Here is a 17,748-nt window from a genome sequence, read left to right on the forward strand (position 1 = left end):
CCGCGTCAGGCCGACTTGGCAGAAAGGCGCGTGGTGCGTTCGGTTGAGGAGCAGCAGGCTCGGGTGTCGGCCGCCGCGGTGGCGCCGCGGCCGGTGCGGGTCGCGATCGCCGAGGCGCAGGGGCTGATGTGCGCCGAAGAAGTGGTCACCGAGCGACCGCTGCCGGGATTCGACCAGGCCGCAATCGACGGTTATGCGGTTCGCAGCGTCGACGTGCTCGGCGTGGGAGATACCGACGGCTCGGACGGTCAGGTGGACGACGGCGCGGTGGTCTTACCGGTGATGGCAACCATCGAGGCCGGGACGCGCACACCCAGCAGGCTGCAGCCGCGGCAGGCTGCCCGGGTGCAGACCGGCGCGCCGCTGCCGACGCTGGCCGATGCAGTGCTGCCGCTGCGCTGGACCGACGGCGGGCAGTCGCGGGTGCGGGTGCTGCGGGGTGTGCGCTCGGGGGCCTACGTGCGGCGCACCGGCGACGACGTGCAACCCGGTGACGTCGCGGTGCGCGCGGGCACGATCATCGGCGCCGCCCAGGTCGGTCTCCTGGCGGCGGTCGGCCGCGAGCGGGTGCTGGTCCACCCCCGCCCGCGATTGTCGGTGCTGGCGGTCGGCGGTGAGCTGGTGGACATTTCGCGCACACCCGGCAACGGCCAGGTCTACGACGTCAACTCCCACGCCCTGGCGGCGGCCGCGCGCGACGCGGGCGCAGAGGTGAACCGGGTCGGGATCGTCGACGCCAAGGAACTGCGTGACGTCGTCGAGGGTCAGCTCAACCGCGCCGAAATCGTGGTGATCGCCGGCGCGGTCGGTGGCGCGGCGGCCGAATCGGTGCGCGAGGTGCTTTCCGAGCTCGGCGAGATGGAGGTCACCCGGGTCGCGATGCATCCCGGCTCCGTGCAGGGTTTCGGGCAGCTGGGTCGCGAGGGTGTCCCGACGTTTCTGTTGCCCGCCAACCCGGTTAGCGCACTGGTGGTGTTCGAGGTGATGGTCCGCCCGCTGATCCGGTTGTCGCTGGGTAAGCGGCAGCCGATGCGGCGTGTCGTGCAGGCTCGGACTTTGTCGCCGATCAGCTCGGTGCCGGGCCGCAAAGGTTTTCTGCGCGGGCAGTTGATGCGTGATCAGGACACCGGCGAATACCTGGTCCAGGCCCTCGGCGGCGCTCCCGGTGCTTCGTCGCACCTATTGGCGACGCTGGCCGAGGCAAACTGTCTGGTCGTCGTTCCCACCGAGGCCGAGCAGATCCGCACCGGCGAGATCGTCGACGTCGCGTTTTTGGCTCAGCGTGGCTGAGCGGCTCTCGTGAACCTGTGGCGCTCGAGTTCCCAGCATCCCGGCTGGCCGATGGTCGTCGGTCCGTTGCGCGTCTCGGCCGGGGTGATCCGGTTGCGGCCGGTGCGGATGCGCGATGCCGCGCAGTGGAGCCGGATCCGATTGACAGATCGCGCTCATCTGGAACCCTGGGAGCCCAGCACTGAATCGGATTGGACTGTGCGCCATAGCATTTCATCGTGGCCAGCGGTGTGTTCGAGTTTGCGCGCGGAGGCCCGCAAAGGCCGGATGTTGCCGTATGCGATCGAGCTGGACGGGCAGTTCTGTGGGCAGCTGACGATCGGCAACGTGACGCACGGGGCGCTGCGATCGGCGTGGATCGGGTACTGGGTGTCCAGCTCGGTCACCGGCGGCGGGGTGGCCACCGGGGCGTTGGCGCTGGGTCTCGACCACTGCTTCGGCCCGGTCATGCTGCATCGCGTGGAGGCCACCGTGCGGCCGGAGAATGTGGCGAGCCGGGCGGTGCTGGCAAAGGTCGGGTTCCGCGAGGAGGGGCTGCTGCAGCGCTACCTTCAGGTCGACGGCGCCTGGCGGGACCACGTGCTCGTCGCGCTCACGGTCGAAGAGGTCTACGGGTCGGTGACGTCGACGCTGGTGCGCGACGGGCATGCCACCTGGGTCTAGCGTTTGCCCGCATTTGTTACAGAAGTGACATTTGTGGCTATTGGTGCTTGTCACAGGCAAATTACAGGTGTGTAATTGTCCTCGGCGCACTGTTGCGTCGCCTGTCTCGCGGGGAAAGGACCGGGTGCCATGCCAAGCATCCCGCAATCGTTGTTGTGGATCTCGCTCGTGATCTTGTGGCTGTTCGTGCTGGTGCCGATGCTGATCAGCAAGCGCGACGCCGTCCGACGCACGAGCGATGTGGCGTTGGCGACCCGGGTGCTCAACAGCGGTGCGGCTGCGCGGTTGCTCCGGCGGCGGGGCGGGCCGGCGGCCGGGCACCGCAGCGATCCCAACTGGCAGCCCGAGCAAGACGAATACGACGACCTCGACGAGGACACCGAGAAGCTGCAGACATCCGAAGTCGTCGCGACAGCGGCGGATGTACACGTCGCCGAGGAAGACCCCGAGGAGCTTCCTGTCGACGAAAGTGCCACTCCCGAGCCGGTTCTCGACGACGAGGTCGCTGACGCCGAGCCGGACGACTCGGAGGACGAGGAAGACGAATACGAATACGTCGACGACACCTCGGGCATACCGGTCGCAGAGGAGCCGGAGGTGCGTCCGGCGGTTGCGCGGCGGCACGAGTACGACACCAGGACCGCCGCGGCGGTCAGTGCCCGCAAATACGCGTTCCGTAAGCGAGTGCTGCTGGCGATGGCGATGATCCTGGCCGCGTCGGCCGCGGCAGCATTCCTGCTGACCCCGACGGCCTGGTGGGTGTGTGGTACCACCGGCGGGATGACCGTGCTCTACCTGGCCTACCTGCGCCGGCAGACCCGGATCGAGGCGCGGCTGCGCCGCCGGCGCATGCAGCGGATGGCGCGGTCGCGGCTGGGCGTGGAAAACACCCACGACCGCGAATTCGACGTGGTTCCGTCGCGGCTGCGGCGCCCGGGCGCGGTGGTGCTGGAGATCGACGACGAGGACCCGATCTTCGAGCATCTCGACTACGCGCCCTACGAGCGGGATTACGGCTGGCACCGGGACTTGCCGAGGGCCGTCGGGCAGTAACGGTTTCGGCCGGCTTGCTGGCGGCTGGTAACCTGCTAGCGGATCACGGGGCTATGGCGCAGTTGGTAGCGCGACTCGTTCGCATCGAGTAGGTCAGGGGTTCGAATCCCCTTAGCTCCACAAAGTTTGAGCAGGTCAGCGCTGTAGTTCGCGCTCTCCCAGCCAGATTCCCACCGGTGCGCAGGGCAGCCCCACGTCCTTGAGGGTCAGGATGCCGGCGGGCGCCGCGGCGACGTCGAAGGCCGCGTTGACCGCCGGCATCGCGGTCATGGTGTCCCATTCGTGGTTGCCCCAGTGCTCGGGCGGGATGAAGCGGATGCGGGTCTGCACCTCGGGCTCGCCCTGGATCTCGACGTGGTAGTGGTCGTCGTCGAAGACCCAGTCTCCGTTGAGTTTCTTAGTGAGATACCACGAGACCCGCGACTCGATGACGGTCTTGCCGTCGACCTTGGCGTTCCACCCCCCGCGTATCGCGGCGATGGTGTCCTTCTCGATGCACAACCAGCCGAGATCGACTCTCTCCGAAGCGGTTTGGTGGTCGATGACGAACTCCATGTCGTCGAGCTCGAAGCCCAACGCAACAGCCATGCGCTCAACGGAGTCGGCGAAGGTGCCGAACCCGAGCTTCGCCAATTCGGCGACTTCGGGCGTCGCCTCGGGCAGCCCGATGCCCAATGCCTGCCACGTTTCCGCCGACTCGTACACCGAGACGTCCGCCGACTCGACGATCGACACCCTCTGGACGTCGCAGCAGACGGCGGTCATCGCCGTCACCATGGTGTTGATCCAGCCCGGGTTGATGCCGGTGATGTAGAGCGAGCTGTTGCCGCGTTCGCACGCCGCCGCCAGCTTCTCCTTGGTCTCGCCCTGGATTCCGCCGACGTTGAGGAACAGGTTCGTGCTGATGACGTCCAGTCCGCTTTCGAGCAAGCGGACGACGTGGTCGAGGTCGGCCAGGAACGGCGTGTAAATGACGGTGTCGGCGCCCAGCGCGATGAGCGCATCGATGTCGGTGGTGGCAAGGACGCCCGTCTCGGGTCTGCCGCATAGCGGGCCGGCGTCGGTGCCTGCCTTGTCGGCCGAATAGGCATATACCCCGACCAGTTCGAGCCGGGGATCGTCGAGAATCCCGCGCAAGCTGAGCTTGCCCACTTTGCCGGTGGTCCACTGAATGACACGCAGCTTGTTCATCGGTTCCTTCGATAAGACGGCCACCAGCACGAGAACGAGTTAGCTCACTATGAGAATTGCATTCTCATCAGGGAGAGTAGGACATCCACAGCCGGGTTTCAAGATGCCCCTTAGCCCGCCGGCTTGCCGGCCGTCACGAATTGCAGCGCGCGCTGCGCCTGTTGCTCGACATCGACCAGGCCCGCCGTCGTGAACAGATCGACGAACTCGTGGCGCTCGAACATTCGCACCCCGATGACACCGGCACCCGCGGCCAAGGCGTGTCGCACGGGAGCCGCCTGGCCGGAATAGCTGGTGAGGATCGCCACCCGTCCACCCGGCCGCAACACCCGCACCATCTCCTGGGCCACCCGGAACGGCTCCGGCATCAAATACAGCGCGCCGAAACAGCAGACGGCGTCGAATGTTTCGTCGTCGAAGGGCAGCGCGCGGCCGTCGCCGCGGACATAGCAGACGCCAGGCCCGCTGTTGTCCAGCACCGCCCGCGTCAGCATCGGCTCGGAGATGTCGAACCCGACGGCAAGACCACCCTCGGGAAGCTGGCGCGCCAGCTCGCCGGTGAAATTGCCTGGCCCGCAAGCAACATCGAGCAGCCGGTCCGCAGCCGACAGACGCAGCGCGTCTGCCGCGCGGCGCTGCTCGGCGCCCGTGGTGATGCCGCTGGCGAGGTAGAACGACATCGGCCGCCACAGCCGTTCGTACACGGTGGCGACAAACGGGCTGTTCATCGCCCGCTGGGCAAACGTCGGTGCCGGCGCCGACGCCGATTCGCCCAGCACATCGAGAAACCCATGCCGCAGCGAAGCGGGCCGGTTGAGCAGGGCGCGGGTCGCTTTGATCGGGTCGTCGCTGTTGTCCATCGTCGTAGTCTGACTTGGGCATCATTTGGGACTGATAGGGGGCGGCAGGCACGGTGACCGAACTGACCGGTTTGCGCGCCGAAGAGCTCGCGGCCATGGACATCTTCAAGGGCTGTCCCGCCCAGGATTTGATGCCGCTGGCCGCCAGCCTGCAACCCTTGCAGGCGACCGCGGGCCAGGTGCTCATGCGACAGGGCGAACAGGCGGTTTCCTTCCTGCTCATCTCATCGGGCACCGCCGAGGTGAAACACGTCGGCGACGGCGACGTGGTGACCGTCGAAGAGGTCGGTGCCGGCACCATCGTCGGGGAAATCGCGCTGCTGCGCGACATCTCGCGCACGGCGACCGTCACCACCACCGATCCATTGACCGGCTGGATCGGCGACAACGACGCGTTCGCCCGGTTGGTGCACATCCCGGGCATCATGGCGCGGCTCGTTCGAACGGTTCGCCAACGGCTGGCCGCGTTCATCACGCCGCTGCGGATCCAGGTGCCCGACGGAACGGAACTACTACTTCGTCCGGTGCTGCCCGGTGACAGCGAGCGAACGTTGCAGGGCCACGTGCAGTTCTCCAGCGAGACGCTCTACCGGCGGTTCATGTCGCCGCGGGTACCCAGCCCGGCGCTCATGCACTATCTGGCGGAGGTGGACTACGTCGACCACTTCGTGTGGGTAGTCACCGATCTGGACGGCTCTCCCGTCGCTGATGCCCGCTTTGTCCGCAGCGAAGACGATCCGTCGATCGCCGAGGTTGCGTTCACCGTCGCCGACGCGTATCAGGGCCGGGGGATCGGCAAGTTTCTGATCGCCGCACTGTCCGTGGCCGCCCATGTCGACGGTGTCGAAAGGTTTTCCGCGCGTGTGCTTTCCGACAACTTGCCGATGCGCACCATCATGGACCGTTACGGAGCGGTGTGGGAGCGCGACGACGTCGGCGTCGTCACCACGGTCATCAACGTGCCCGACCTGAAGGGCCTGCCACTCGAGCACGACATGGTCTACCACATCGAACGCGTTGCCCGCCAAGTGATTCGGGCCGTCGCCTGAATACCGGTGCGGCCGGACCCGGCCTCTGATATTAACGTCCCATGCGACGGGTGTGGATCGGCGCGATCGCGGCCATGCTGACCGCGTGCGGCCACTCACCGGCCTCCACGCCGGCGACTACCGAAAGTCCACCGCCTGATCAGGTCAACCCCGCCAACATCAAGCGGATGAGCCGCGATATGCCGCCCGGCTACGAAGTCACGGCAGTGTCGGGGACGGCCGCACCGCCGGCGATCTGGGGTCTGGGACCGGACTGGACAGCGAACCCGTCGCACTGCGCCGCGCTGGCAGACCCGGCCGGGGGGCGTGGCCAGTCGCCGCAAGGCGTGTCGGGATCGGGTGACGGCGGCATCGTCTACACAGTGGTCGCGGCCGCGCCGGTGCGCCTGGATCCCGCGCTGGTGGTCGATTGCCCGCAGTGGACGATGACCAACGGTGCCGCCACCACCCGGGTGCATCTCATCGCGCCACCTCAGATCGACGGCATCGAAACCCTCGGCATGGCCGGTGAGACCATCACACCGGTCGAAGGTGGCGGCGAAATCGTTTCTCAGGCAACAACTTTCACTGCATACCTGGGCGGCTATTACGCGTTCACCACGCTGATCACCGACCCCGGCTCGCCGCAACCGTCGCTGCCGGCGCAATTCGCGGCCGACTTACTGGTAAACACCGTGGCCGAGTTGCGTCGCTAAAGCAGTGGCGTTGGGTACCCTGGCCACGATGATCAGGGCTGCGCTTGCGATCGCATCGGTGTGCGTGCTCGCGGCGTGTGGATCCGCCGACTCCGCCTCCCCGTCCGCCGACATCACCAAGGTGTCGCAGGTGAAGTCGAGCTTCGGCCCCGAATTCACGACCAAGGACATCCCGAAGACCGGCGTCGACCCCAAGGTGCTGTCTTCGCACAAACTGCCGGATGGGCTGAAATTCGAACCGGCCGATTGCGCGAAATTCGTGGCCGGCCAGCAGATGCCGCCGGGGCTGCAGGGCAACATGGCCGCAGAGGCAGCCGAAGGCAACGGCAACCGGTTCATCGTCATCGCGTTGCAGACATCCCAAGCGCTACCGTTCAACGACCCGGGGCAGAACTGCAAGCAGGTCGGATTTTCCGGTGGGCCGGTGCGCGGCATGATCGAAGTCGTCGACGCCCCGCAGATCGACGGGACGCGAACGCTGGGCGTGCACCGCGTGGTGCAAACGACGGTCGACGGCCAACCCCGGCGCGGCGAGCTCTACAACTACTCGGCTCAATTCGGCGACTACGAGGTGATCGTCACCGCCAATCCGCTGGTGGTGCCGGACAAGCCGGTCACGCCCGTCGACACCAACCGCGCACGCGACCTGCTGGTCAAAGGGGTCGCGGCGATCCGCAGCTAGCGGACGTCGCGGGGCCGGAACTGGATGCTGATCCGCGGGCTGGCGCACCCGGACGTCTTGGGAATCGAGTGCTCCCAGGTCCGCTGGCACGAGCCGCCCATCACCAGCAGATCGCCGTGGGCTTGCGGCAGTCGCAACGAATGCCCGCCGCCGCGTGGCCGCATCGCGAAGGTGCGGGTGGCGCCCAGGCTGACGATCGCCACCATGGTGTCCTCGGTGCTGCTGCGGCCGATGGTGTCGCCGTGCCAGGCGACGCTGTCGGATCCGTTGCGGTACAAGCACAGTCCGACGGTGGTGAACGGCTCGCCCAGCTCGCCGGCGTAGATGTCGTTGAGCCGGCGCCGCAGCCGCGCCAGCTGTGGATGCGGCGGGTCCTCGACGGTTAGGTCGTGAAAGCTCACCAGCCGCGGCACGTCGACCACCCGGTCGTACATCGGGCGGCGCTCGGAGCGCCAGGGCACCGTCGTCATCAGCTCGTCGAACAGATCGTCGGCGCCGGTCAGCCAGCCGGAGCGGATGTCGATCCAGGCGCCCTCTCCGAGGTCGCGGCGAGCGTTGCACTCGAACAGCGACTCCTGTACCGGTATCGCCATGCCCGCCATTTTATCGCACGTGCGTTCGAGAGCTAGTTGAGCCGGACCGGGCCCGGTCCTTGCTCGGCAAGCACATCGCCGGGGTTGGCCAGCTGACAGCTGCGCAGGCTCAGGCAGCCGCAGCCGATGCAGTCGGCGAGGTTGTCGCGCAGTCGTTGCAGGTGGACGATCCGGTCGTCGAGGTCGGCGCGCCAGCCGGCCGACAGTCGCGCCCAGTCTTTGCTGGTCGGCACCCGGTCGGTGGGCAGCGTGGCCAGCGCCTCGCGGACCCGGGCCAGCGGGATGCCCAGCCGCTGCGACATCCGGATGAAGGCGACCCGCCGCAGCGTGTCGCGGCTGTAGCGACGCTGGTTGCCCGACGTCCGGCGGCTGGTGATCAACTCTTGGCGTTCGTAGAAGTGCAGCGCCGAGACCGCCACGCCGGCCCGTGCCGCCAGCTCGCCGGGGGACAGCTCCTGGGAGTTCATATACCTAAACCATACTTGAGGTGGCGGTTGGAGTTACGGTGCTAACTGTGAGTCTTGGCACCAATTCCGAGGTGGGCACGCTGCGGGTGGCGATCCTGCACCGGCCGGGTGCCGAACTGGGCCGGCTCACCCCTGGCAACAATGACAAGCTGCTGTTCGACGGGCTGCCCTGGGTGGCGCGCGCACAGGACGAGCACGACGCGTTTGCCGAGCTGCTGCGCTCCCGCGGTGTCGAGGTGCTGCTGTTGAGCGACCTGCTGACCGAAGCGCTGGAAAGCGGTGCGGCCCGGATGCAGGGCATCGCCGCCGCGGTGGACGACCGGCGGCTGGGATTACCTCTAGCGCAAGAGCTTTCGGCGTACCTGCGGGGGCTCGAGCCAGCCGCTTTGGCGCATGTGCTGATGGCCGGCATGACGTTCGCCGAGCTGCCGCCCGACACCCGCACCGATGTGTCGCTGGTGCGGCTGATGCATCACGCCGCCGACTACGTGATCGAGCCGTTGCCCAACCTGGTGTTCACTCGCGACTCGTCGATCTGGATCGGGCCACGGGTGATCATTCCGACGCTGGCGTTGCCGGCGCGGGCGCGGGAGGCATCGCTGACCGACCTGATCTACGCCCACCACCCGCGGTTCACCGGCGTGCGACGGGCCTACGAATCCCACACCGCGCCGGTCGAGGGCGGCGACGTGCTGCTGCTGGCGCCCGGCGTCGTCGCCGTCGGGGTGGGGGAGCGCACCACACCGGCGGGCGCGGAAGCATTGGCGCGCAGCCTGTTTGACGACGACTTGGCTGAAACCGTGCTCGCCGTTCCGATCGAGCAGAAGCGCGCTCAGATGCACCTGGACACCGTGTGCACGATGGTCGACACCGACGCGGTGGTGATGTACGCCAACGTCGTCGACACCCTGTCCGCATACACGATTGCGCGCATGGCCGACGGTGTGAAGATCTCCGACGCGGCGCCGTTCGTGGAGGCCGCTGCTGCGGCCATCGGTGTCGACAAGTTGCGGGTGATCGACACGGGCCTGGATCCCGTTATCGCCGAACGCGAACAGTGGGACGACGGCAACAACACGCTGGCTCTCGCACCGGGTGTCGTCGTCGCCTACGAGCGCAATGTGCGGACCAATGCGCGCCTCCGCGATGCGGGCATCGAGGTGCTCACCATCGCCGCGTCCGAGCTGGGCACCGGCCGCGGCGGCCCACGCTGTATGTCGTGTCCGGCCGCCCGCGACCCGCTGTAAGTCATGTTGAGATTGCTTACAGTGTCGTTCGCGTGCGGAAATCACGACACTGCACGCAATTTCAACGCATACCCGCGGCGGGCGAATGCATCCGTGACCCGATGAAGGATGAATCGGCGGCTGTGTTCGGCCACCACGTGAATATCGATCCAGCCTTCGCGCTCGATCAGCTCGGCACGCCCGATGTCATACACGTACCGCTCGCGATCAGAGCTGTGCTGCTGGCCGTCGTAGTCAAGGCCCACCATCGGCTCGTCGTAACCCATGTCGATGAAGGCCTCATTGAAGCCGTCGGTCACCCGTATTTGTGTTCTCGGCGCGGGTAGTCCGGCGTCGATGAGTAGTAGGCGCAACCACGTCTCCTTCGGTGACTGGGCGCCTGCGTCCATGAGGTTGAGGGCGACCTGCGAGCGACGCAGCCCGCGCGCCCTGGGGTAGCGCTCAACCAGTAAAGCGGCATCAGTAGCCGTCACGCCCGTAGCACGTGCCAACGCGTCGAGGTGTCTGACAGCGACATCGCGCGGCAAGTGCCGGGCGAGGTCGAGCGCGGTCCGCGCGGGACTGGTCACTGGCATCTGGTCAACGTAGACAATCTCGTCAGCGTTGATCCGTTCATTGCGAACGACAATTCCCGGCGGCGGTCGGCCACTGCGCCAGATCATCTCGATCGGCGTACCGGGGTCAACCCACAGCGCGCCGTGGAGTGCAGCCGCGTGTCCGGCAATCACGCCGTTGCGCCCTGACCACAGCCATGCGCCAACCGTATTGCGCCGCAGCGACGGGGCTGTCCTGTTCGCTACGTAGATGCCCGGAAATATCGACCTGTAGTTTCAGCGCAACTGACCTTTGGTGAGCGCGCCGCTAGCGAGCACTTCTGTGCCGACGAACACTTCAGCCATGCCGCAATATTGACCGGCGTCGCCGGTCCTGCGTTGAGATTGCATGTAGGGCTGTGGATAACGCGGAACAACGACCCTGAGCGCAATCTCAACGCCAGCTGGGCAGCCAGATCTCCATGTTCCACGTCGACTGGGAGATCGGCTGGCCGGTGAGGATCGGAAACAGCCACGCGAAGTTGGTCAGCACCAAAGCGACATAACACGAGACGACGATCAGCCCGAGTGTGCGGCGCTCGGCATTCTGCCTTGGCTGGTAAAGGATGTCGCCCAGAATCAGCGCGATCGCCATCACCAAAAACGGCGCCATCGTCGCCGCATAGAAGAAGTACATCTGCCGGTCGATGTCGGCGAACCACGGCAGCCAACCGGCGCAGTAGCCGACGAGCACCGCGGCGTAACGCCAATCCCGTCGCACGAACGCCCGCCACGCCGCATAGAAAAGGACCGGCACCGAGACCCACCACAGCGCCGGAGTGCCGACCAGCATCACCGCCTTGACGCACGACTGCGCGCCGCACCCCGGCACGTTCTGCTGGTCGATGGCATAGAGCACCGGTCGCAGCGACATCGGCCAGGCCCACGGCTTGGACTCCCATGGATGGTAGTTGCCGGCGGAATTCGTTAGCCCGGAATGGAATTGGTAGGCCTTGTAGGTGTAGTGCCATAGCGAGCGGATGGCGTCGGGCATCGGAAAGCTGGCCTCGTCGCCGATCGACTGGCCGACCTCGTGACGATTGATCGCCGTCTCCGAGGCGAACCACGGCGCATACGACGCCAAATACACCGCGAACGGAATGACCAGCAGCGCATACACAGTCGGGCCCACGTCACGCCGCACCACGCCAAGCCACGGCCTAGGGACCCGGTAGGCGCGGCGGGCGGCCACGTCGAACGCCAGCGACATCAGCCCGAAGAACAGCACGAAGTACAGCCCCGACCACTTTGTCGCACAAGCCAATCCGAGCAGAACCCCGGCGCCGAAGCGCCACCACCGCACCCCCAGCCGCGGCCCCCACAACGTCTCGTCGCTGCGGCCCTCGGTCAGCGCGATGTGCATCCGCTCCCGAACCTGATCGCGGTCGACGATCAGCGCCCCGAACGCCGCGACGACGAAGAACGCCAGAAAGCCGTCGAGCAGCGCGGTGCGTGAGGCGACAAAGCTGACGCCGTCGGCAATCAGCAGCAGCCCGGCGATACCGCCCACCAGAGTCGAGCGGCTGATTCGCCGCACGATCCGCACCACCAACGCCACCATGACCACGCCGAGCAGTGCGCCGGTGAACCGCCAGCCGACGCCGTTGTAGCCGAAGATGGCCTCGCCCAGCGCGATCAGCTGCTTGCCGACCGGCGGATGCACGACCAGCCCGAAGCCCGGGTTGTCCTCCACGCCGTGGTTGTGCAGCATCTGCCAGGCCTGCGGCGCGTAATGCTTCTCGTCGAAGATCGGCGTGCCGGCATCGGTCGGCGAGCCCAGGTTGACGAATCGCGTGACCGCCGCCAGCGCGGTGACCACCGCGGTGACCGCCCAGCCGCCCAGACGGTCGACGGGCCCGAAATCCGCGACGGGCATCAGCGGCCCCGGGCTGATGACCGGTACCGGCCGTTCGGCGACGTCGACAGGAGGCGCAGTGATCACGAGCGCCGCTCCTCCTCATCGCTTCGCTCTGCATCGTCGTCGGCGCGCATCACCGTCGATCGTAGGCTGTGGCCCATGAGCGCCGGTCGACTGCTGCTGGGCGCCACGCCGCTGGGCCGGCCGTCGGACTCGTCGTCGCGGCTGGTCGAGGCGCTGGCCACCGCCGACGTCGTGGCCGCCGAGGACACCCGCCGGGTACGGACGCTGGCGAAAGCGCTCGACGTCCATATCGCGGGCAAGGTGATCAGCATGTTCGACGCGAACGAGGCGGCGCGGGTGCCGTTGCTGCTCGACGAGATCGCCGCCGGCGCGACGGTGCTGGTGGTGACCGACGCCGGGATGCCGCTGATCAGTGACCCGGGGCATCGGCTGGTGGTGGCGTGCCTGGACGCCGGTCTACCTGTGCACTGCCTGCCCGGCCCGTCGGCAGTGACCGCTGCGCTCGCGGTGTCGGGGCTGCCGTCGGACAAGTTCTGTTTCGAGGGCTTCGCGCCGCGTAAGCAGTCGGCGCGACGGACATGGCTGGCGTCACTCGCGCAGGAGCAGCGCACGTGCGTGTTCTTCGAGTCCCCGCGTCGGCTGCCGGCCTGCCTGCGTGACGCCGTCGATCAGCTCGGCGGCAGCAGAAGGGCGGCGGTGTGCCGGGAACTTACGAAGGTGCACGAGGAAGTGGTCCGCGGAACGCTGGAGGAGCTGTCGAAATGGGCGGCCGACGGCGTGCTGGGCGAGATCACCGTCGTACTGGCCGGCGCCACACCGAGCGCCGACCTGCCTGCGCTGGTGGCCGAGGTGAACAGCCTTGTCCGCCAAGGTGTTCGGGTCAAGGACGGCTGCGCGCAAGTGGCCGCGGGCACGCCGGTGTCACGGCGTGAGCTCTACGACGCGGTGCTGCGGTCGCGCGACTGAGGTCTGCAGGATCGGCGCGGCCTTGTGCAGGCACTCGTCCCATTCGGCGTCGACGTCGGAGTCGGCGGTGATTCCGCCGCCAGCTCCGAGCACCGCGTTGCCCGCAGTGTCGAATTCCACCGTGCGGATGGCCACGTTGAGCTCGCAGCCCGCCACGGGAGACGCCAAACCGACTGTGCCGCAATATATTCCGCGCCTAAACCGCTCCCACTGCGAAATCAGCTGTCGCGCACGCAGTTTGGGCGTCCCGGTGACCGAGGCCGGCGGGAAGGCGGCATCCAGCAGCGCCGCCGTCGGCAGCTCGGCGGGCACCACCGCCGAGACCGTCGACACCAGATGCCACACGCCGGGCGCCGGCCGCACCACCAACAGCTCGGGCACGTCGACCGTGCCGGTGACCGCCACCCGGCCGACGTCGTTGCGAACCATGTCGACGATCATGATGTTCTCGGCGACATCCTTGGCCGATGCCCGCAGCGCCGACGGGCAGGCATCCAGCGGCAGCGTCCCCTTGATCGGGCTGGACGTCACGACATCGCCGCGGCGGCACAAGAACAGCTCCGGCGACAGCGACGCCACCGCGCCCCAGGGGCCGGCCAGATAGGCCGCCCGGGCCGGAGCGGTGCAGGCGATGCCGTCGGCGAAGAAGTCCAGCGGCGCACCGGCGACCGAGCCGGTGAATTGCGTACAGACGCAAGCCTGATACACCTCGCCCGCGGCGATCGCCTCCAGACAGGCCAACACCCCGGCGCGGTGCGCCGCGCGGTCGGCGTCGTCCCAGTCGATGCGGCAGGCACGTTCGGGCGCCGGTGCCGACAGCGCGTCGACGAGCCAGCCCGGCATCGGCGCGCCCGACAGGCTCTCGTACCACCAGTGCCGGTCGCGGTCGCAGCGCAACACGCAGTCGGTCCAGCCGCCGGCGGCCTCGGGGATCCGGGGCGCTCGCCCGTCGGCGCCGGGATCGGGGTAGGACAGGTAGCCAATCCAGCCGCCGCCCACCGCGGCGGTGTCCGAACCGGGGCGGACGGCGAACGCGTCCGCGGGATCGACCGGCAGCAGCGACACACTCGGTGCGATCACCGCCGACGCGCCGAACCACTCGCCGGTCAGCGCCGCCGGCGGCGGCCGACCGAGCCGAACCGTGGCGTCGCCGACCGAACGCAGCACTTGCGCCGCGTCGCCAAGGTCGCCGAGCCGATCGATTCGCACCGTTCCAGCTTGGCAGACCGCTCACCCGGTGGGGGCAACCGAGCTAGGAGCGGGGCCATCTACCACATGGGTCGCGCCGCCCGCCCGCTTCGCCTCATACATCGCGCCATCAGCACGCCGTAGCAGGTCGTCGAGAGAAAAGTGCAGGTCGTCGGTGTGATGGGAGGCGACACCGATACTGGCTGTCAGCGCTACACCGTCCACCTCAGCCCAGGTCATGGGGGCCAATCGATCCACGAGAACCGCTATGTGGTCGTGATTTCTGCCGAAGGCGATGAGCACCAGTTCATCGCCGCCGATGCGAGCGGTGATCTCATCGTCACGAGCCACCGATTTCAGCCTCTGCGCCATAGCCATGAGTGCAGCGTCGCCAGCGGCATGCCCCTGCCCGTCGTTCACGTCTTTGAGGCGGTCGATATCACATACCGCTATCGTCACGACGGCCGGTGATGTCTTCCGGATGGCCGTTGCCGCAGCGGCATACATCCCGCGCCGGTTCCGCAGTCCCGTCAACGGGTCGTAATGGGCAGAACGTGCGGTCGTGCGTATAGACCTCCGCCCGATATCGATCAGGACCAGACCGCCCAGTGGCAGCACGACCGCCCAAATCAGCGCAGGCATGTAGTAGACGAACAGCCCGAAGAATCTCGCATGCTCCCAGACCACGGCCCAACCCGTGATACCGGCGATCAGGGCCGCGCAAAAGCCACAGTGCGCGGCAAGGATTCGCCCGCCGAGCAGGAAGCCGGCGAACCCTCCGGGCAGCAGCATGTAGACCGTGGTGCACAGTCGCGACTCCGGTGTCGACATTGTCGCGACGACGATGGCCACTGCGCCGTCGGCCCATAGGAGGAAGGCGAGCGCCTGGTGATAACGCGGCCATGGTCCCATTAGCCAACGAAGCCCGATGACCACAGCAGAGAGCAGGACGGCGGCCTGGACAGACCGCGGGACGACACCGCTCGGACCGGCGGGATGGAACTGGAGGATGCCAACCAACCCTGCCAACGCGAGGCAGGAAATACCGACCATCCTGGTGAACGCCCGCAGCAGCCGACCTTCGCGCATCGCGCCGGTCGCGAACCTGTAATCGCGTCTGCTCAACCGTCCCCCCTCGACCCACAGCAAAGATGAGTGCAGCACATTGTTGCAGGCGACGGCATGGATTCGGCTACAAACGTAAACGGGTGCTTTTAGCCCGCTCGCCAGGCAGACCGCTCACCCGCGGCTGATCGCCCGGGCGGTCGCCAAGGCCGTCAGCTTGTCGGGGTTGCGCATCGCGTAGAAGTTGGTGATCTTGCCGTCGACGATCTCGACGGTGAAGACCCCTTCGAGCTGGTCGGCGCGGTAGAGCACCACCGCCGGCGCGGCGTTGCAGTTCACGGTTTCTATCCGGACCTCGGGGATGCGCGCGGCCCACCGAACCAGACCGATGACCGCCCGGGCCACCTTCTCGGCCCCGATCACCGGCCGCCGGGCTGCGGTGGCTTTGCCGCCGCCGTCGGCTGTCCACGTCACGTCGGGCGCCAGCATCGACATCACCGTCTGCACGTTGCCCGATGATGCCGCGGCCATGAATTCGGCGGTGATCCGCGCGGACGCTTCCGGGTCGGGCGTGAAGCGGCGGCGCCGCGCCTGGACGTGTTCGCGCGCCCGGTGCGCGATCTGCCGCACGGTCGACGCGGGTTTACCGACAGCCTCGGCGATTTCGGCGTAGTCGAAGCCGAACACCTCGCGCAACACGAACACCGCGCGTTCGTCCGGCCCGAGCGTCTCCAGCAGCACCAGCATCGCCATCGACACCGACTCGGCCAGCACCACATCGGCCGACGGGTCGGCGTCATCGAGCAGCAACGGCTCGGGCAACCACGGGCCGACGTAGTCCTCGCGCCGGCGGGCGTCCGCCCGCAGCGCGTTGAGCGCCTGGCGGGTGACCAGCCGGGCCAGATAGGACTTGGTGTCGTTGACGGTCGACAAGTCGACCTCGGCCCACCGCAGATAGCTGTCCTGCAGCACATCGTCGGCTTCTGTTGCGCTGCCGAGGATTTCGTAGGCGATGGTGAAGAGCAGCGGCCGCAGCAGGGTGAACCGCTCGGCATGTTCGGTCACGGTACCGGGACCGCCTCGACGGCTGGCCGCTTGCCGCCCTTGAGCCAGCGGTACCAGCCCGGCTTTGCGGCCTCGCGACGGATGCCCCACACCGTGCCCTTGCAGATCGCTTCCTTGATCGAGGCGGCCAACCGGCCGCCGATGGCGGCGTTGACCGGGGCGTCGTCGAGACGGGACAGCTGGACGGTGGCGTACGAGCGGCCCAGGCTGATGCACTGGCCGACGAACGCCTGGTTGATCACCGCCGGGGCGGTGCCCGCGATGCGGCTCAGCACCGTGTTGGCGGCCTGGGCGCCCAGCGGGATCGCTGCCTGGCAGCTCATCCGCAGCGGCTCGCCCGACGGGGCGGCGGCGTCGCCGGCGGCAACGATGCGGGCGTCGCCGAGGCTGGTCAGCGTTTCGTCGGTGAGCAGCCGACCGAGCTCGTCGGTCCGTAAACCGCTGCGGGCGGCCAGATCCGGCGCACCGAAGCCCGCGGTCCACACTGTCAGCGCGCTCGGCAACAGCGAACCGTCACCGAGGACCACGGCGTCGGGCCGAACCTCGGCCGCGCTGGCGGTTTCCAGGACGCAGACGCCGAGCCTCGCCAGCCACTTGGCCACCGAACGCCGGCCGGCCCGGCTCAGCGACGGCCCCAGGCCGCCGCCGCAGACCAGCGTCACGCGGCGGCCCTGCCCAGCGAGCTCGGACGCGGTCTCGATGCCGGTCAACCCGGCGCCGACGACGGTCACCGGAGCGTCCGGATGCAGCTCGTCGAGCGCGTCACGCAGCCGTTGCGCATACTCGAATTCGCCGACAGGGTAAGCGAATTCAGGAGCAGACGTGTTGCTGCCGACGGCATAGATCAGGTAGTCGTAGTCCAGCACCCCACTGGAGGTCAGCACGACCTGGCGGCCGGCGGTGTCGATGCGCTCGGCGGCGCCGACGACAAGCTGGATGTCCTCGCCGAGCAGCGTGCCGTAGTCGACCGTTGCGGTGTGTGTGCCGGCGACGAGCTGGTGCAGCCGGATCCGTTCGACGAACATCGGGCGCGGGTTCACCAGCGTGATATCGACGTCGGCGCGCAGCCGCAGGTGGTTGGCGGCCATTGTTCCGGCGTAGCCGCCGCCGAGGACGACGACGTGGGTGCGCGGGTTGGTCATTGCTGTCTCCTCTTCTCGGGGTGTGCCCTCAAGACACCGCCGAGTCCGCGGGTGTGA

At 67.7% G+C, this 17,748-nt stretch carries 17 protein-coding genes, 1 tRNA gene and 1 pseudogene; 9 read left to right on the forward strand and 10 right to left on the reverse strand.

Annotated elements, in window-relative coordinates:
* The first annotated feature begins 33 nt into the window (after positions 1-33).
* From glp to G6N47_RS12925, 4 genes are all read left to right on the forward strand, one after another.
* The gene (gene glp / locus G6N47_RS12910; RefSeq protein ID WP_083131472.1) at positions 34-1,290 is read left to right on the forward strand and encodes a molybdotransferase-like divisome protein Glp; all 1,257 of its coding nucleotides are present in this window, start codon (positions 34-36) and stop codon (positions 1,288-1,290) included.
* A gap of 9 nt (positions 1,291-1,299) precedes the next feature.
* A complete protein-coding gene (locus G6N47_RS12915) occupies positions 1,300-1,953 on the forward strand; it encodes a GNAT family N-acetyltransferase (RefSeq protein ID WP_083131427.1) in 654 nt (217 codons plus the stop codon).
* A 129-nt stretch (positions 1,954-2,082) separates the two neighbouring features.
* Complete coding sequence (gene sepX / locus G6N47_RS12920; protein ID WP_083131428.1) at positions 2,083-3,006, forward strand: divisome protein SepX/GlpR; 924 nt, start codon at positions 2,083-2,085, stop codon at positions 3,004-3,006.
* A gap of 47 nt (positions 3,007-3,053) precedes the next feature.
* Positions 3,054-3,126: transfer RNA gene (locus tag G6N47_RS12925), tRNA-Ala, on the forward strand.
* A gap of 15 nt (positions 3,127-3,141) precedes the next feature.
* Here the strand turns inward: G6N47_RS12925 and G6N47_RS12930 are convergent.
* On the reverse strand, positions 3,142-4,197 hold the full coding sequence (locus G6N47_RS12930; protein WP_083131473.1) for an NAD(P)H-dependent amine dehydrogenase family protein: 1,056 nt from the start codon (positions 4,195-4,197) through the stop codon (positions 3,142-3,144).
* Positions 4,198-4,307: 110 nt separating this feature from the next.
* Positions 4,308-5,057: a class I SAM-dependent methyltransferase gene (locus tag G6N47_RS12935; protein ID WP_083131429.1), complete on the reverse strand. Its 750-nt coding sequence runs from the start codon at positions 5,055-5,057 to the stop codon at positions 4,308-4,310.
* Between the two features lie 53 nt (positions 5,058-5,110).
* Here G6N47_RS12935 and G6N47_RS12940 point away from each other — a divergent pair, with 53 nt between their 5' ends.
* The 3 genes from G6N47_RS12940 to G6N47_RS12950 are packed head-to-tail and all read left to right on the forward strand — an operon-like array spanning position 5,111 to position 7,483.
* Positions 5,111-6,106, forward strand: a complete 996-nt coding sequence (locus tag G6N47_RS12940) for a GNAT family N-acetyltransferase (protein WP_139799447.1) — start codon at positions 5,111-5,113, stop codon at positions 6,104-6,106.
* 41 nt (positions 6,107-6,147) lie between these two features.
* A complete protein-coding gene (locus tag G6N47_RS12945; protein ID WP_083131430.1) occupies positions 6,148-6,801 on the forward strand; it encodes a DUF5642 family protein in 654 nt (217 codons plus the stop codon).
* Between the two features lie 28 nt (positions 6,802-6,829).
* Entirely contained in the window at positions 6,830-7,483 is a 654-nt protein-coding gene (locus G6N47_RS12950) for a DUF5642 family protein (RefSeq protein WP_083131475.1), read from the forward strand.
* Here G6N47_RS12950 and G6N47_RS12955 read toward each other — a convergent pair.
* Positions 7,480-8,076: an alpha-ketoglutarate-dependent dioxygenase AlkB gene (locus G6N47_RS12955; protein WP_083131476.1), complete on the reverse strand. Its 597-nt coding sequence runs from the start codon at positions 8,074-8,076 to the stop codon at positions 7,480-7,482. The two genes, G6N47_RS12950 and G6N47_RS12955, sit on opposite strands and share 4 nt — an antisense overlap.
* Positions 8,077-8,108: 32 nt before the next feature.
* The gene (gene soxR, locus G6N47_RS12960) at positions 8,109-8,543 is read right to left on the reverse strand and encodes a redox-sensitive transcriptional activator SoxR (RefSeq protein ID WP_083131431.1); all 435 of its coding nucleotides are present in this window, start codon (positions 8,541-8,543) and stop codon (positions 8,109-8,111) included.
* Positions 8,544-8,581: 38 nt separating this feature from the next.
* On the opposite strand from soxR, the gene arcA reads away from it, so the two are divergent.
* The gene (gene arcA / locus G6N47_RS12965) at positions 8,582-9,790 is read left to right on the forward strand and encodes an arginine deiminase (RefSeq protein WP_083131432.1); all 1,209 of its coding nucleotides are present in this window, start codon (positions 8,582-8,584) and stop codon (positions 9,788-9,790) included.
* A gap of 41 nt (positions 9,791-9,831) precedes the next feature.
* On the opposite strand, the pseudogene G6N47_RS12970 reads toward arcA, so the two are convergent.
* Both G6N47_RS12970 and G6N47_RS12975 read right to left on the reverse strand, forming a co-directional pair.
* Positions 9,832-10,689, reverse strand: a pseudogene (locus G6N47_RS12970) (hypothetical protein).
* A gap of 88 nt (positions 10,690-10,777) precedes the next feature.
* Positions 10,778-12,259, reverse strand: a complete 1,482-nt coding sequence (locus tag G6N47_RS12975) for a dolichyl-phosphate-mannose--protein mannosyltransferase (protein WP_139799458.1) — start codon at positions 12,257-12,259, stop codon at positions 10,778-10,780.
* A 141-nt stretch (positions 12,260-12,400) separates the two neighbouring features.
* On the opposite strand from G6N47_RS12975, the gene rsmI reads away from it, so the two are divergent.
* Positions 12,401-13,231 carry a 16S rRNA (cytidine(1402)-2'-O)-methyltransferase gene (gene rsmI, locus G6N47_RS12980; protein WP_083131433.1) on the forward strand — a complete coding sequence of 277 codons (831 nt, stop codon included), beginning with the start codon at positions 12,401-12,403 and terminating at the stop codon, positions 13,229-13,231.
* Here the strand turns inward: rsmI and G6N47_RS12985 are convergent.
* The 4 genes from G6N47_RS12985 to G6N47_RS13000 form a co-directional block, all read right to left on the reverse strand.
* On the reverse strand, positions 13,187-14,440 hold the full coding sequence (locus G6N47_RS12985) for an aminodeoxychorismate synthase component I (protein WP_083131434.1): 1,254 nt from the start codon (positions 14,438-14,440) through the stop codon (positions 13,187-13,189). The genes rsmI and G6N47_RS12985 overlap by 45 nt on opposite strands.
* 21 nt (positions 14,441-14,461) lie before the next feature.
* A complete protein-coding gene (locus tag G6N47_RS12990) occupies positions 14,462-15,544 on the reverse strand; it encodes a GGDEF domain-containing protein (protein WP_139799448.1) in 1,083 nt (360 codons plus the stop codon).
* 114 nt (positions 15,545-15,658) lie between these two features.
* Entirely contained in the window at positions 15,659-16,549 is an 891-nt protein-coding gene (locus tag G6N47_RS12995) for an RNA polymerase sigma-70 factor (RefSeq protein ID WP_139799449.1), read from the reverse strand.
* Positions 16,546-17,691 (reverse strand): NAD(P)/FAD-dependent oxidoreductase, encoded by a 1,146-nt coding sequence (locus tag G6N47_RS13000; protein ID WP_083131436.1) that lies wholly within the window; start codon positions 17,689-17,691, stop codon positions 16,546-16,548. Before G6N47_RS13000 ends, G6N47_RS12995 begins: the two co-directional genes overlap by 4 nt.
* Between the last annotated feature and the right edge of the window lie 57 nt (positions 17,692-17,748).

Origin of the sequence: Mycobacterium branderi (assembly GCF_010728725.1) — a bacterium.
In the GTDB taxonomy this organism is placed as follows: domain Bacteria; phylum Actinomycetota; class Actinomycetes; order Mycobacteriales; family Mycobacteriaceae; genus Mycobacterium; species Mycobacterium branderi.

Coding starts and splice junctions, on each gene's coding strand:
- sepX (WP_083131428.1), top strand. CDS start 2,083: ATGCCAAGCATCCCGCAATCGTTGTTGTGGATCTCGCTCGTGATCTTG.
- G6N47_RS12930 (WP_083131473.1), bottom strand. CDS start 4,197: ATGAACAAGCTGCGTGTCATTCAGTGGACCACCGGCAAAGTGGGCAAG.
- G6N47_RS12935 (WP_083131429.1), bottom strand. CDS start 5,057: ATGGACAACAGCGACGACCCGATCAAAGCGACCCGCGCCCTGCTCAAC.
- G6N47_RS12945 (WP_083131430.1), top strand. CDS start 6,148: ATGCGACGGGTGTGGATCGGCGCGATCGCGGCCATGCTGACCGCGTGC.
- G6N47_RS12950 (WP_083131475.1), top strand. CDS start 6,830: ATGATCAGGGCTGCGCTTGCGATCGCATCGGTGTGCGTGCTCGCGGCG.
- G6N47_RS12955 (WP_083131476.1), bottom strand. CDS start 8,076: ATGGCGATACCGGTACAGGAGTCGCTGTTCGAGTGCAACGCTCGCCGC.
- soxR (WP_083131431.1), bottom strand. CDS start 8,543: ATGAACTCCCAGGAGCTGTCCCCCGGCGAGCTGGCGGCACGGGCCGGC.
- G6N47_RS12975 (WP_139799458.1), bottom strand. CDS start 12,259: ATGCCCGTCGCGGATTTCGGGCCCGTCGACCGTCTGGGCGGCTGGGCG.
- rsmI (WP_083131433.1), top strand. CDS start 12,401: ATGAGCGCCGGTCGACTGCTGCTGGGCGCCACGCCGCTGGGCCGGCCG.
- G6N47_RS13000 (WP_083131436.1), bottom strand. CDS start 17,691: ATGACCAACCCGCGCACCCACGTCGTCGTCCTCGGCGGCGGCTACGCC.